Origin of the sequence: Nocardia sp. NPDC049220 (genome assembly GCF_040647855.1) — a bacterium.
Lineage (GTDB): Bacteria > Actinomycetota > Actinomycetes > Mycobacteriales > Mycobacteriaceae > Nocardia.
In genome coordinates this window covers 13415-25847 of record NZ_JBEZDA010000024.1, presented here as the reverse complement: position 1 = coordinate 25847, position 12433 = coordinate 13415, and the positions used below count along the sequence as shown (strand labels likewise).

Here is a 12433-nt window from a genome sequence, read left to right as displayed (position 1 = left end):
GCAAGTATGAGCGAGCGAGTGAAGCCGGTTATCGACCGGAGTGCGGTGGACGAGTCCCGCTACGAGCAGCACGGGGGATTTCCCAAGGTCTCCCGCGCGCGGACCGGGCCCAACTTCGGTCCGTTCGTCGAGGCTATGCGGACGTTGCAAGATCTCGCGGTCTCGGTGGACGCGCCGGACGCGGTATACGGTGACGCGCTCGCGAAAGCCTGCGAGTTGATCGATCTGCTCGAGCCCCATCGGGCGCCGGAGTTGCAGGGCCCCGCGGGCCGAGCCGTCGAACTGCCCGGGCGTGGCAGCCTTCTGCTGCTGCCGTGGCAGGTTGTCGAGGCGGGGCCGGACGGCATCAGGATGACCGGAGAATTCCGCCGTTTCCATCTCGGCGGCAACGGCGCCGCGCACGGCGGCGTACTGCCGCTGCTGTTCGACGATCTGCTCGGAATGATCGTGCACTACGCGGGACGGCCGATCAGCCGCACGGCCTATCTGCACGTGAACTACCGGAAGATCACGCCGTTGGAAACGCCGCTGACCGTTCGCGGGCGGGTGGACCGGATCGAAGGGCGCAAAACTTTCATCATCGCCGAATTGCTCGATGAGCAGGGCAATCTGCTCGCGGACTGCGAAGGGTTGATGGTCCAGTTGCTGCCCTGGCAGCCGTAGCCGGGTGAATGCGGGCGCAGGTGCGTATAGTTTCCCTCGCTCGTTCATTGAAACTGATCCGGAGGAACCTGAAAGTGGTTGCAGCACTGTCTGAATCCCTGCTCGACGACGCCAAGCGCACGGCATTCCTTGCCGATGCCGTCGAGGTTCTTGATGCCGAGGTCTCGGACAAGGGTGGTGCGTCCGGCCTGGCGGTGAAGGGTGGTTACGCGGCGGTCAAGAAGATCAGCCCGTCGATCGTGTCCGACGCGCTGGAGTCGTTGGCGCCCAAGCTGGTCGCGCAGTTGGAGCCGTTCTGGCAGGAATACGCCGCGTCGGGCGCGGGCACCTTCGCCGACCTGCTGGTCGCCAAGTCCGACGAGGTCGCCGAGGCGCTGCTCGCGGTGACCGACGCGCGTGCCGAGTCGTCCACCCGCCCCGCACTGCAGAAGGTCTACTCCTCGATGCGTTCCTCGGCGAAGAAGAACGTCATCGAGGCGCTTCCTCGGGTCGGCGACCTGATCCAGAAGCACGCCAACTGATTCGGTGCGGCGTCGATCGCACATCGAGAGCGCGGACACGACTCGGCTCTCGATGTGCGCGCGCACGACGCCTCTGACGGTCCCCGGCCCGCCAGGGGCTCCGTCACCATCGACCACCACCGCGCGAGTTCTGACGCCGTTGGTGGTCCGGTTCGCGCCCAGGCGGCCGAAGCACAAGCGACCATAGTCGCGAGCCTCGGTCGCCGGTCGCGAGCCATCGAAGGGTCGCGAGTATGCGCCGCACAACAGACACCTCCTCCCAAGGGAGACTGCGCGGCCACTGTCTGGGAGGCTGGAGCCGTGAACCCGTCAACAGCACAAGCGCAGGTCGTCGTCGACGAACTCGCGCGCGGGGGCGTACGGGATGTCGTCCTGTGCCCAGGCTCCCGCAATGCTCCGCTGGCTTTCGCCCTGCAGGCCGCCGACGCGGCCGGCCGGCTGCGGCTGCACATGCGGATCGACGAACGGACGGCCGGCTTCCTCGCCGTCGGGCTCGCCATCGCGAGCCGTCTTCCAGTTCCGGTCGTGATGACCTCGGGAACCGCCGTGGCCAACCTCGGACCTGCCGTGCTCGAGGCGAACTACGCGAGGGTGCCGCTGGTGGTGCTCAGCGCCAACCGGCCCTACGAGATGCTCGGCTCTGGCGCGAATCAGACCGTCGAACAGTTCGGCCTGTTCGGTAGCCAGGTGCGCGCCGCCATCTCGCTCGGACTCGCCGAACAGGAGGCGAGTGACGCCGACCACGCGTCGTACGGACACCAGAACAGCCAGTGGCGCTCGACCGTCTGCCGTGTGCTGGCGGCGGCCCGTGGCACTCGTTCCGGCAACGCGGGCCCGGTGCACTTCGACATTCCCTTGCGTGAGCCACTGGTTCCGGATCTCGCGCCGAGCGAGTCCGCCCCGGCGGGCCGCGCGGGTGGGCATGCCTGGACCGAGACCCAGTACGCGACGCTGGACGTGCCACTCGACCTCGATCTCACCCCCGACACCGTCGTCATCTCCGGCCACGGCGCCGGACTTCGCCCGGAACTGGTGAATCTGCCGACCGTCGCCGAGCCCACCGCTCCCGTGCACGGCCCAGCGCTACACCCGCTCGTGTTGCCCTTACTGAAGCCGCGGCAGGCGATCATCACCGGGCGCCCTACGCTGCACCGGCAGGTCTCGAAGGTGCTCGCCGATCCGGACGTTCGGGTGTACGCGCTCACTACCGGCCCGCGCTGGCCCGACGTGTCGGGCAACGTACTCGGCACTGGAACGCGCGCGGTCACCAGCGGCACGCCCAGCGCCCGATGGCTGGCGCACTGCCGTGAGCTCGACGCGAAGGCCAATCAGGTGGTGCGCGCCGAACTCGCGCGTCATCCGAAGCCGACCGGACTGCACGTCGCGGCGGTCGTGATGGACGCGTTGCGTGCTGGCGACCAATTGCTGCTCGGCGCGTCGAACCCGGTGCGCGACGCCGCGCTGGTCTCGCCGCCGCGGCCAGGCGTCAAGGTGCTGTCGAATCGTGGTGTCGCGGGCATCGACGGCACGGTGTCCACCGCGGTCGGCGCCGCGCTACACCATGAGGGCCGCACCATCGCGCTGATCGGCGACCTCACCTTTCTGCACGACGCGTCCGGTCTGCTGATCGGGCCCGGCGAACCGCGCCCGACCGACCTGACCATCGTGGTCGCCAACGACGATGGCGGCGGCATCTTCGAGCTGCTGGAACAGGGCGATCCGCAATACGCGGGCGTGTTCGAGCGGGTCTTCGGCACCCCGCACGGAATGGATCTGGCCGCGCTGTGCGCCGCCTACCGCATTCCGCACCGCCAGGTCGATCCGGAGCAGCTGGCCGCCGAACTCATCGGGCACGCGCACGGCATGCGCGTGCTCGAGGTGGCCACCGAGCGGTCGAGCCTGCGCGAGCTACACGCGACAGTGCGGGCGAAGATCGCCTGACAAGGCTCGACCGGTCAGTATTCGAGGTCGGCCTCGTCGTCGAGCGGGACCGGAATCAACTGTTCGACCACGTCCGCCGGGTTCGCATCCCATTCGTTGCGCTCGATGAGCGCGAACTCGTCGCTGTCGTCCGGCCCGGGTACGTCATCGAGCGTCACCGGCTCGTCCGGGTACGCGAGAACCGACTGCTCCGCGAGATCGGCCTCCGGGACCGCATCCGTGATGGGATCTGTCATCGTGCACTCCTCTCCGCGTAGTACTCCCGATCGGCATACCCGGCGTGACACGCCACCATCGACCCGGGCACACCGAATCCGACAGCTTCGAGGATGCCCGCCGTACGGCTCCGGGGCAACCATGTCCGCGTGTCGGTTGGGGGTCAGCGGCACTCACTCATGGCGGCGGCAGCTCGGCGTGGCCACCAGCTTCGGCGCAGCAATGCGGGAACGACACGGTGGGCAGCGGTGGATCCGTCGGTGACCCCTATTCACCGTCGCGCTCGCCCGTTCCGTTCGCCGGGTGAGATCGCCTCCAACGCAATGGGCAATGTTCGCCCTCCGAGTCGGCGTTCTCGGCGTTTGGGGTGTCGTTGCCGGTGCGTTCCCGGATGGGGATGCGGTGGCGGATGGTGATCTTGTCGGCTCCGACGAGGACGTCTTTGACGAGCAGCCGCAGCACGCGTTGGCGTTCGGGGACTGTCGAGGCCTCAGCTTTGCTGTGGAGTTGGCCGAGGAATCCTTCGAGGTCGGCGGCGAGCGCGAGGTAGCCTTCACGGTCGGCGAGTTGGCTGTCGAGTGCTTGAATCTGGTTGTGTAGGTTGACTTCTCGTGCTCGCAGGTCCGGCATGCGGGAGCGCAACTCGTCGATGGTGATCAGTTGCTCACCGAATGCTTCGATCATGCGGGCGATCCCCGCACGAGCCTTGGCCAGTGCGGTGTCGAGCTGCTTGTGCTGCTTGATGACCGGGTCGCTGCTGCGTTCGGCGACGAGGCGATTGTCGATCTCGGTGCGGATCAGCTGTGGGTCGGCGAGCATCGCGGTGATGTGGTCCCAGACGACGGTGTCGAGGTAGTCGGCGCGGACCGGTTTGTTGGCGCAGACCCGCCCACCCTCGTAGCGGTAGTCGTCAGAGCCCAGGCACCGGTAGTAGTAGATCTTCTTGTTCGTGGTGCGGGTCGAGGTGCGGTACTAGCCGTATCCGCAGCTCGAGCATGCTGCCATGCCTTGCAGCAGCGAGGGGATCTTGCTGTTGCGCGAAGCGAATCGCTTGTTGTCGGTCAGGCGTTGGGTGACCCGGTCGAAGGTCTCTTCGGTCACGATCGCGGGCACTGGGATCTCGGTCCACTTCTTGCGGCGAACATGCCCTGGAACTGCACCAACAGCTGATCCTCCGGGGTGTCCCCGCGCGGGCCCTTGACGAACTCGACCCGGGTTCCGGCGCGAGTGAACTCCTCGATCAACAGTGCCTAGTAGGCGAATTTGCGGGCCAACCGGTCCGGGGAGTAGCACAGCACCACATCCACCCCGACCCCGGCGACCAGGTCACGCAACCGTTCCAGCGCCGGCCGGATGCGGGGTGGCCCCGGAGTGTCCTTCGTCTTCGAAGACCCACTCCGCGGGGACCTCAAGTCCCAGTTGCTCGGCGTGGGCGCGCAACGCTGCGGTCTGCGAGCGAATCGTCTCGTCCTTCTTCTGCCGGGCCGAAGACACCCGGGCGTATATCACCGCGCTCGTCATCAGGCGGTAGTCCTTCCTCCCAGGTCCGCGTGACGCGGGCCCGGCGATGTGGCACAAGAATGTCGTAAGCCACCGACAAATCCGTGGCCGCGTGGCGGTCGAAAACGAATTCCGTCTCGACCACCCTGTCGTTCACCTGCGCCGGGGCTGTGTGTGACCCCGCGCCAAGAAACCGATCAACGCCGCGGTGACCAGGGCGGAGATCGTGCCGCCCGACTCCTTGGCCCGCTCACGCACCCGAACAGCCAGCGCCGCAGGAACTTTGACGGTGAACACCACCATCTCCTCCGGAACGACCACCCGACCGCCCGACGCGGCTCGCTCCACATACCGGCGAGCTTGCCGTGACGAGCAGTCGAATTCGGCCGCCAACACCCGCGCAGCCTCAGCACCCGCCTCCAACAACCCCACCGCCGTGTTGACCCGAAGCGCGAATTCCACAGCGCCACAACGACTATCAGCAACACGCATGACACAAAGATAACAACAGACATGTCACATCGCCCCCGCGATGCGCCGAAGACGTTCCAGCCGCCGGTAGTTCAGCGTGACATCGAAGCAGAAATTGCCCATTGCGTTGGAGGCGAGAGGACGGCGCTCACCCACCCAAGCATCGCTTGATTGTGCTATCCGGGGGTCGAGACTGGTAAGGATCCGTATTCAACTGGTCTGTATCCCCCGTCTTGAGGTGCTGCCGCGCTCTCCCTCAGCGGGAGAGCTTGCCCCGTAATCCTTGGTCGCTTCCCAACTACCCTCAAAAGGCTCTGATGTCGGTGGGGCGCTTCATAATTCGCGGCATGACGAATAGGATCCGCAACCCGTGCGGAACGATCAATGACACACCGAACCGACAGCGTACTCCTCGGGTGAGTGGATTGTCTTGGCCGACAGCACCTCTCTACCAGCAGTTCCGCTGTCCCAATTCACCACCCCCCACCCAGTTGATGAACCAGCCCACTCGGCTAACTGCGCGGCCTTGGTACTAGGAGGGCTGAAGATTGCTGGGTCCGTGAATCCGAGAGTACGTCCAGCCAGCTCTTCCCGTCACAGGACGTTGAATCCCGCATCCACCGGAAGCGTCACACCAGTGACATACCGTGCAGCATCAGACGCAAGCCAGACTACCGCACTGCTGATGTCTCGCGCGTCAACTGCCTCGACCGGCAGCGCATTCCGCATCATGGCCGCATCCTCCGGATGTTGGGTGTAATAGGAGTAAAGATCAGGGTTCTCAACCATCGGTGTACGCACGCCGGTCGGGTGCACTGTGTTGACCCGGATGGAGTGTTTGGCTAGACGAACAGCGTACGCTCGCATCAGTCCGACAACCCCGTGCTTGCTGGCTGTGTATGCCAGAGTTGCCGGGGTACCGGTGGCGCCAACCAAACCTTTCAGGCCGGCTGTCGAGCTGATGAGGATGATCGAGCCGCCGTATCCGGCTTCGAGCATATGAGGAAGGCACGCCTCGACGGTGTGCCAGACACCCGTCATGTTGATGTCGACAGTATCTTGCCAGATCTGCTCGTTCGACGTTCCTTCGGTCGGCCGAATCGTCGACACCCCGGCATTCGCGACCACGATGTCAAGCCTGCCGCCGAAGTCTGCCACGGCCTTCGCGACGCTGTCAGACAAGGCAGCTCCGTCTCGGACATCGGCTTGCACGCCGACGGCTCGCTGACCTGCTCGCTCAACCAGAGAGACTGTTTCGGCGAGCTCATCAGGGGTTGCCATCGGGTAAGGCATCGAGGCGATCGGTTCGCAGATGTCCACGGCAACGATGTCCACCCCCTGCTCAGCCAGCCGCATCGCGTGTGAACGCCCTTGCCCGCGTGCGGCACCAGTGATTACAGCAACTTTTTCGCTTACGCCACTCATGGTTTTCTCTCTTCTCATGGTTTCTCTCTTTGCGTGAGGTTCCCCGAATGGTGGACAGGGGATTATGCAGGTGTAGGGACCGCTGCGAGTGATTGTTCATAAACGATCGGGCAATCACCCCGATCGATGAATGACGGCGTTGGGTGTTGTGCCGATTCATCTATTTGTCAACTGCGGCAACAAGTTCAATTTTGTAGCGTAGAAACGTGCCGGTAGTAGTACTCGTATTCGAACGCCGACCACAGCGATTTGGCGGCGGCGTTTTCCCGGCATATTCCGATGGTGCCTATCGACTGGTGCAGGCCATGACGGTGGCAAGCCGAAGCGGTGTATAGGCTGCCGCGGCCGGCATGTAGAACGACCTCGCGGCCGTGTCCACCGCGTGTGGCACCGTCATGTCCAGGGTGTCGGTGACCAACTCGGTGCGTATATGATCGGCCACCAATCAGCCCAGCACTCGTTTGGAATGCTCGTTCCGGGAGGTTCCCGGGTGCGGCACTAGATCCCTACGGTCGTACTTTGCCTCGACCCTGTAGGAGAATCCCGAAGAACGGAGAAGACTAGGGGCCATTGATCACCAGGTGACGGGAAGCCGTTCCGGACCGCGGGTGAGCTTCCCTTGCTTCCAAGGAATTTCGTCGACCGACGTAGCGAGCGCCAGATTCGGGAACCGCTGCGGCAACATGGTGAACAGCACCCGCAACTGCATCCGGGCCAGCTGGGCGCCCAGGCAATGGTGCACCCCATGCCCGAAGCCGATGTGCGGATTCGGATTTCGCTCCAGATCGAGCCGATCGGCGTCGGGGAACGCCTCCGGATCACGATTCGCGGAAATGATCGACAGCACGACGGTGTCGTCTTTGCGCACGGTAACTTCACCGAATTCCACATCGGTGGTCGCCACATACGGCAGGCCGCTTCCGCTCCCCAACGGGACATAGCGCACGAGTTCCTCGACCGCAGTAGGCACCAGCTCGGGATGGTCACGGAGCCGACCGTACTGGTCTTCCTCGGTGAGTAGCACGTACAGCGAATTGGCCATTTGGTCGGAGGTCGTGTCGAAATCTGCTGCCAGCAGAGTGATTCCGAAGGTGACCAGCTCGTCGTCGGTGAGCCTGCCCTGATCGTCATGAGCCCGGACCAACGCGCCGATCAGATCGTCGGTGGGATGGGCCCGCCGCTGCTCGACGATGCCGCGCACGTAGTCGGCCAGCTGCATCAGCGCGGCCATACCCTGCTCGGGTTGCACGGAAGTGATGCTCAGCAGGTCTCTAGCCCACTCACGGAACACATCCCGGTCGGACTCCGAGACACCGAGTAGGTCGCCAACGACCAACGCCGGGAAGCGCTCGGCCACCTCTGATATGAAATCGGCTGGCGTGCCGCAGCTTTCCATTCGATCCAGCAGCTGCGCCAGAATCTTCTCCGTACCTCTACGCAACTGCTCCGCGCGACGGACAGTGAACTCCCGCGCCACGATGCCTCGGATCCTGGTGTGATGCGGTGGATCCATACTGGGGATCGTCGAATTCGGCGGTGGCACAGGCGTCATCCGAGGCCTACCCGGCTCACATGCCAGTGCCCGGCTGAACCGGTTGTCCGTCATGATCGCCCGGATATCTGCATAGCGAGTCACCAGCCATGCGGTACCCCCCGGCAGTTGGACCGGCACAATCGGAGAATGCGTTCGAAGACGGGCATATTCGGGCTCGATCTCGAGCCCCGGTTGCATGGTGAACGGAAAGATGAGCTGTGCGTCCAATGCACGCGGCATCAGTACTCCTCGGGAAACAGAGACCGCCCGGTGGCGACCTCGACGATCGTGATGGCTTCGGTTGGGCAGCCCAGGGCGGCCAAGTGGATTTCTTCGCCGGCGCGACATGGTGAAGCCACGGGCCGTGAGCGGTCGCCATCCAGCACGAATGCACCGCCCGACGCCGCGATGCACAAACCCGACCCCAGGCACGCGTCACGATCGACAGCGATTTCCCAGTCACTCATAAGTTCCCTTGCTTCTTGCGCGAAAGACTCTCGATACCTATGAATTCCTCGAATGCTGACACCCTGAATACCCTCACCTTTGGATACCCCACTGTTACCGATAGAAGATCGAAATAACTGCACGATGGTCGGGTCTGCCGAAAATATGCACAGGCATTGACTCACGAACTATGCGAATCGACGGCAGTCGCTCAAGCCGCACGATACATACGTGTGACCTCGCTCCGCCTGTTCGAAAACGTCATGGATCGGGTCTGCACCGTGCGACAGTGCGGACCTCCGCTGGCTCGAGTATCTCGACCGGCCCGGCACCAGCCATGTCCAGCCCTAAGACCTCATCCTCCCAACGCTATGTCCTGCCACCCGTATGTCGACGTCATTTCAGCTGCTCAGCAAGCCTCACAGCGATGCTGACATACCCAAGCCCGCAACAGGTATTAGGGAATACCCTACGATCCACCCGGCTACACGAGTCCGGTCATGACCTTGTCCGGTTCCGGCGGTCAAGTCCCGAGTTTTATTGAGTCCGATCGGGGCCGCGTGACACCGGTCGGAGCGTCATCGGCCGCGATTACATGCGCAACCTATCCCGGAAAAGGCACCCAACAGCGGGCCGCATTCGGCCAGCGCGTCGCGCATCCTGTTCTCGGCCTGGCTCAGCTTCGCCGAGATCGCCTGATCGAACAGCGCCACCACCTCGTCGAGCACGTCGGTGCCCGACTGCGCCAGCAGCGTCAACAGGGTCGGATACCTGCGCTGCGGGTCACGCCGCTCCAACGCCTGCCCGGTCAGACGGCACCCCATCGTGGCCAGAAACCGGCGCCGCTCCGCCGGCAGAACCGAGAGGTCCAAACGGTCCGCACCAAGATTGCGCAGAAACCCGAGCTTGTCGACCTCGGCCTTCACCGCCGCCGCGGATGCTTCCACCGCGCCGGTGGTCAGCCACCGGAAGCACAGCAGCGGCCCGACCCGCACCCGATGCCCGAAGATCCCGATACCCTGCGCACCCTCGGCGGGATCGCGAAACTACTTGGCCTGGACGGTAAACCGTGCGCCAATACCGCGACCTCATCGACGAACAATGCGAACACGAAGACCGCGCCGCTTCTACCGCACCCGCGACGTCGTCGAGGTCCTCAACGGCCGGCCCGGAGGCGGCCGCGCACTACGGCGCGTCTACTCGGACCGATGAATTCTGTCGGACTACCGCGTCTCACCATGCGGAGATGTCACCGCCCTCAGGAGTTTCGATGAACCCCGAATTCGATTTCGAGCCAGCCGCTACCGCGCTAGCGGCAGTCGTCGGCGGCATTACCGACGATCAGCTCGGCGTTCGGACGCCGTGCGTCGACACCACTGTGGGTGACCTGCTTGTCCACGTCGTCGACCTGACCGAGGCTTTTCGACAGGCTGCCACCAAAAAGCGGTCGGTGGCTCCGTCGCGCCGAATTCGGTGCCGGCCGATCTGCTCGTGACCGACTGGCGCGACCGAATTCCCGCCCAACTGAAGGGTCTTGTCTCCGCGTGGCGCGAACCCGCGGCATGGGACGGTGTTACCGAGGCGGGCGGCGTCTCGATGCTCGCCTCGGTGATGGCTGTGGTCGCGCTGGACGAATTGGTCATCCACTGTTGGGACCTCGCTGTGGCAACTGGTCAGCAATCCAACTTTGCTGCTGCCGACCTCGCGGTACTTATCGAATTCCTGCGCGATACGCCGCCCGAAGGCGCGCCGGGTCTGTTCGGCCCGGTGGTACCTGTCCCGGCCGATGCGTCTGTGCTGCACCGGATTCTGGGCCGCACCGGGCGTGATCCGGGCTGGATCGCCTAGTCTGCGTCGAATCCGACCGAGGGTGCCGCGACAGTGTTTCAAGACGGCGGACGGTGCCCGGATCGATGCGCACCCACCGAACTCGAGTCACAGAGTTTGCTGGGCGCGATCGTTTCCGTATCGGTGACGAACACCCCGGCCCGTGCTGCGCATGTGGCGGCTGCGGCTGCGGCGCGGATCGTCGTGTCGTCGATGGGGTCGCCGCTGGCGAGCAGGCGATAGTAGAGCGGTCCGGCGACGGCGGACAGGACGGCTCGGGCGTCGGTGCCGGGAGGGGCCTCGCCGCGGCGGATGGCAGCCGTGATGCAGGGAGCCCATTCGGTGAGTCGGATGTCGTAGAACCGGCGAAGCGCGGCGGCGGCGGTCTCGTCGCAGGTAGCGGCCGCGATGACAGCCCGAAACAATCGTCCTTGGCGAGGGGCAATCAGGGTCTCGGCGACCAGGCGGGCGTTGGTGGTGAGATCGGCGAGCAGTGTGCCGGTGTCGACGTGCGAAAGGGATTGTTCGGCCATGTCCGCCAGTAGGTCGGTGACCAAGCCTGCCGGGGTGCGCCAGCGCCGGTAGACGGTGGTCTTGCCCACCTCGGCCGCGGCGGCGACCTCGCCCAGATCCAATGCGCCGAAGCCGCGTTCGGCGAGCAGATCGCCCGCGACGCGCAGCACTGCCGCGCGGATCCGCGCGGTCCGTCCGCCAGGGCGAACCGAACCGGGTGCGGGCTCGTCGTGATCCATAACGGGACTCCAGTTTCATTTAATGCCGAGTGGGCGTATCGTCTCGATGGTTAATGGGACAATAGACCCCTTAGGAGTTCTTATGGAGTACCGGCGGCTCGGCGCATCAGGTCTACTCGTCCCGGCCCTGAGCTTCGGCGCCGCCACCTTCGGCGGTCGCGGCGCATTGTTCAGCGCCTGGGGCGATACCGACGCCGAACAGGCGCGGAGGTTGGTCGACATCAGCCTGGAGGCCGGCGTCACCATGTTCGACACGGCCGACGTGTATTCCGACGGAAACTCCGAAGAAGTGCTCGGCGCCGCTATCAAGGGCAGGCGCGATCAGGTGCTGCTGTCCACCAAGGCGTCCTTGCCGACCGGTCCCGGCCCTGTGGACGCCGGGTCGGGCCGGGCCAGGCTGGTCACGGCGGTGGAGGCTTCGCTGCGCAGGCTGGGCACCGAGTACATCGACCTGTTCCAGTTACACGCCTTTGACGCCGGAACCCCCGTGCACGAAGTCGTCACAGCTATGGACGACCTGGTGCGCGCGGGCAAGATCCGATACGTCGGCGCGTCGAACTTCGCGGGCTGGCAACTCATGAAATCGCTTGCTGCCGCCGACCGGAATGGCCTGACCAGGTATGTCGCGCATCAGGTCTACTACTCGCTGGTCGGGCGCGACTACGAGTGGGAACTCATGCCGCTCGGGCGGGATCAGGGAGTCGGCGCGGTCGTCTGGAGTCCGCTCGGCTGGGGCAGGCTCACCGGCAGAATCCGCCGCGGCCACGCCCTTCCGAAAGGCAGCAGGCTGCACCACACCGCCGAGGCAGGTCCGCCGGTGGACGACGAGAAACTCTACGACGTGGTCGACGTCTTGGACGAACTCGCCGCCGAGACCGGGAAGACGGTTGCGCAAATCGCCCTCAACTGGCTGCTGCGCCGCCCCACCGTCTCGACGGTCATCGTCGGCGCCCGCAACGAGGACCAGTTGCGGCAGAACCTCGGCGCCGTCGGCTGGGAACTCGAAGCCGACCAGATCGCGCGTTTGGACAAGGCCGGCGCCACCACCCCGCCCTACCCCTACTACCAGTACTATCGCCTCGCCGACTTCGCCCGCCTGAACCCGCCCCTGGTGTGAGCGAATCTGGTGTCACGCT

Annotated in this window: 16 protein-coding genes and 1 pseudogene; 6 read left to right on the top strand and 11 right to left on the bottom strand. The window is 64.8% G+C overall.

What is annotated here, in order from left to right; all coding sequences use genetic code 11:
- The first annotated feature begins 6 nt into the window (after positions 1 to 6).
- From AB0C34_RS29065 to menD, 3 genes are all read left to right on the top strand, one after another.
- Positions 7 to 663, top strand: coding sequence for a PaaI family thioesterase (locus AB0C34_RS29065; RefSeq protein ID WP_357079796.1), 657 nt, complete (start codon positions 7 to 9; stop codon positions 661 to 663).
- A 74-nt stretch (positions 664 to 737) separates the two neighbouring features.
- Complete coding sequence (locus AB0C34_RS29060; RefSeq protein WP_357079793.1) at positions 738 to 1184, top strand: hypothetical protein; 447 nt, start codon at positions 738 to 740, stop codon at positions 1182 to 1184.
- A gap of 300 nt (positions 1185 to 1484) precedes the next feature.
- Positions 1485 to 3125, top strand: a complete 1641-nt coding sequence (gene menD / locus AB0C34_RS29055) for a 2-succinyl-5-enolpyruvyl-6-hydroxy-3-cyclohexene-1-carboxylic-acid synthase (protein WP_357079791.1) — start codon at positions 1485 to 1487, stop codon at positions 3123 to 3125.
- Between the two features lie 14 nt (positions 3126 to 3139).
- Here menD and AB0C34_RS29050 read toward each other — a convergent pair whose 3' ends face one another.
- From AB0C34_RS29050 to AB0C34_RS29005, 10 genes and pseudogenes are all read right to left on the bottom strand, one after another.
- Entirely contained in the window at positions 3140 to 3361 is a 222-nt protein-coding gene (locus AB0C34_RS29050; RefSeq protein ID WP_357079788.1) for a hypothetical protein, read from the bottom strand.
- A gap of 247 nt (positions 3362 to 3608) precedes the next feature.
- Positions 3609 to 4160 carry a hypothetical protein gene (locus AB0C34_RS29045; RefSeq protein WP_357079785.1) on the bottom strand — a complete coding sequence of 184 codons (552 nt, stop codon included), beginning with the start codon at positions 4158 to 4160 and terminating at the stop codon, positions 3609 to 3611.
- 153 nt (positions 4161 to 4313) lie between these two features.
- Positions 4314 to 4454 (bottom strand): hypothetical protein, encoded by a 141-nt coding sequence (locus tag AB0C34_RS29040; RefSeq protein ID WP_357079782.1) that lies wholly within the window; start codon positions 4452 to 4454, stop codon positions 4314 to 4316.
- Between the two features lie 213 nt (positions 4455 to 4667).
- On the bottom strand, positions 4668 to 4862 hold the full coding sequence (locus tag AB0C34_RS29035; protein WP_357079779.1) for a recombinase family protein: 195 nt from the start codon (positions 4860 to 4862) through the stop codon (positions 4668 to 4670).
- Between the two features lie 132 nt (positions 4863 to 4994).
- On the bottom strand, positions 4995 to 5333 hold the full coding sequence (locus AB0C34_RS29030; protein ID WP_357079777.1) for a hypothetical protein: 339 nt from the start codon (positions 5331 to 5333) through the stop codon (positions 4995 to 4997).
- Positions 5334 to 5906: 573 nt separating this feature from the next.
- Positions 5907 to 6755 carry a mycofactocin-coupled SDR family oxidoreductase gene (locus AB0C34_RS29025; RefSeq protein ID WP_357079774.1) on the bottom strand — a complete coding sequence of 283 codons (849 nt, stop codon included), beginning with the start codon at positions 6753 to 6755 and terminating at the stop codon, positions 5907 to 5909.
- Between the two features lie 268 nt (positions 6756 to 7023).
- Positions 7024 to 7179, bottom strand: a complete 156-nt coding sequence (locus AB0C34_RS29020) for a hypothetical protein (RefSeq protein ID WP_357079771.1) — start codon at positions 7177 to 7179, stop codon at positions 7024 to 7026.
- A 132-nt stretch (positions 7180 to 7311) separates the two neighbouring features.
- Positions 7312 to 8250 carry a cytochrome P450 gene (locus tag AB0C34_RS29015; protein ID WP_357079768.1) on the bottom strand — a complete coding sequence of 313 codons (939 nt, stop codon included), beginning with the start codon at positions 8248 to 8250 and terminating at the stop codon, positions 7312 to 7314.
- 260 nt (positions 8251 to 8510) lie between these two features.
- The gene (locus AB0C34_RS29010; RefSeq protein WP_357079765.1) at positions 8511 to 8738 is read right to left on the bottom strand and encodes a ferredoxin; all 228 of its coding nucleotides are present in this window, start codon (positions 8736 to 8738) and stop codon (positions 8511 to 8513) included.
- A gap of 618 nt (positions 8739 to 9356) precedes the next feature.
- A pseudogene (locus tag AB0C34_RS29005) lies at positions 9357 to 9686 on the bottom strand (Tn3 family transposase); the annotation flags it as partial.
- Between the two features lie 302 nt (positions 9687 to 9988).
- Here AB0C34_RS29005 and AB0C34_RS29000 point away from each other — a divergent pair.
- On the top strand, positions 9989 to 10213 hold the full coding sequence (locus AB0C34_RS29000; RefSeq protein ID WP_357079762.1) for a maleylpyruvate isomerase N-terminal domain-containing protein: 225 nt from the start codon (positions 9989 to 9991) through the stop codon (positions 10211 to 10213).
- Positions 10210 to 10566, top strand: a complete 357-nt coding sequence (locus tag AB0C34_RS28995; protein WP_357079759.1) for a TIGR03086 family metal-binding protein — start codon at positions 10210 to 10212, stop codon at positions 10564 to 10566. Before AB0C34_RS29000 ends, AB0C34_RS28995 begins: the two co-directional genes overlap by 4 nt.
- A 38-nt stretch (positions 10567 to 10604) precedes the next feature.
- Here AB0C34_RS28995 and AB0C34_RS28990 read toward each other — a convergent pair whose 3' ends face one another.
- Positions 10605 to 11297: a TetR/AcrR family transcriptional regulator gene (locus AB0C34_RS28990; protein WP_357079756.1), complete on the bottom strand. Its 693-nt coding sequence runs from the start codon at positions 11295 to 11297 to the stop codon at positions 10605 to 10607.
- An 82-nt stretch (positions 11298 to 11379) separates the two neighbouring features.
- Between AB0C34_RS28990 and AB0C34_RS28985 the strand changes: the two genes are divergently transcribed.
- On the top strand, positions 11380 to 12414 hold the full coding sequence (locus tag AB0C34_RS28985; protein ID WP_357079753.1) for an aldo/keto reductase: 1035 nt from the start codon (positions 11380 to 11382) through the stop codon (positions 12412 to 12414).
- Positions 12415 to 12433: the final 19 nt, after the last annotated feature.

Coding starts and splice junctions, on each gene's coding strand:
- AB0C34_RS29050 (WP_357079788.1), bottom strand. CDS start 3,361: ATGACAGATCCCATCACGGATGCGGTCCCGGAGGCCGATCTCGCGGAG.
- AB0C34_RS29000 (WP_357079762.1), top strand. CDS start 9,989: ATGAACCCCGAATTCGATTTCGAGCCAGCCGCTACCGCGCTAGCGGCA.
- AB0C34_RS29045 (WP_357079785.1), bottom strand. CDS start 4,160: ATGCTCGCCGACCCACAGCTGATCCGCACCGAGATCGACAATCGCCTC.
- AB0C34_RS29015 (WP_357079768.1), bottom strand. CDS start 8,250: ATGGATCCACCGCATCACACCAGGATCCGAGGCATCGTGGCGCGGGAG.
- AB0C34_RS29010 (WP_357079765.1), bottom strand. CDS start 8,738: ATGAGTGACTGGGAAATCGCTGTCGATCGTGACGCGTGCCTGGGGTCG.
- AB0C34_RS29025 (WP_357079774.1), bottom strand. CDS start 6,755: ATGAGAAGAGAGAAAACCATGAGTGGCGTAAGCGAAAAAGTTGCTGTA.
- AB0C34_RS29030 (WP_357079777.1), bottom strand. CDS start 5,333: ATGCGTGTTGCTGATAGTCGTTGTGGCGCTGTGGAATTCGCGCTTCGG.
- AB0C34_RS28985 (WP_357079753.1), top strand. CDS start 11,380: ATGGAGTACCGGCGGCTCGGCGCATCAGGTCTACTCGTCCCGGCCCTG.
- AB0C34_RS28990 (WP_357079756.1), bottom strand. CDS start 11,297: ATGGATCACGACGAGCCCGCACCCGGTTCGGTTCGCCCTGGCGGACGG.
- AB0C34_RS29065 (WP_357079796.1), top strand. CDS start 7: ATGAGCGAGCGAGTGAAGCCGGTTATCGACCGGAGTGCGGTGGACGAG.
- AB0C34_RS29035 (WP_357079779.1), bottom strand. CDS start 4,862: ATGACGAGCGCGGTGATATACGCCCGGGTGTCTTCGGCCCGGCAGAAG.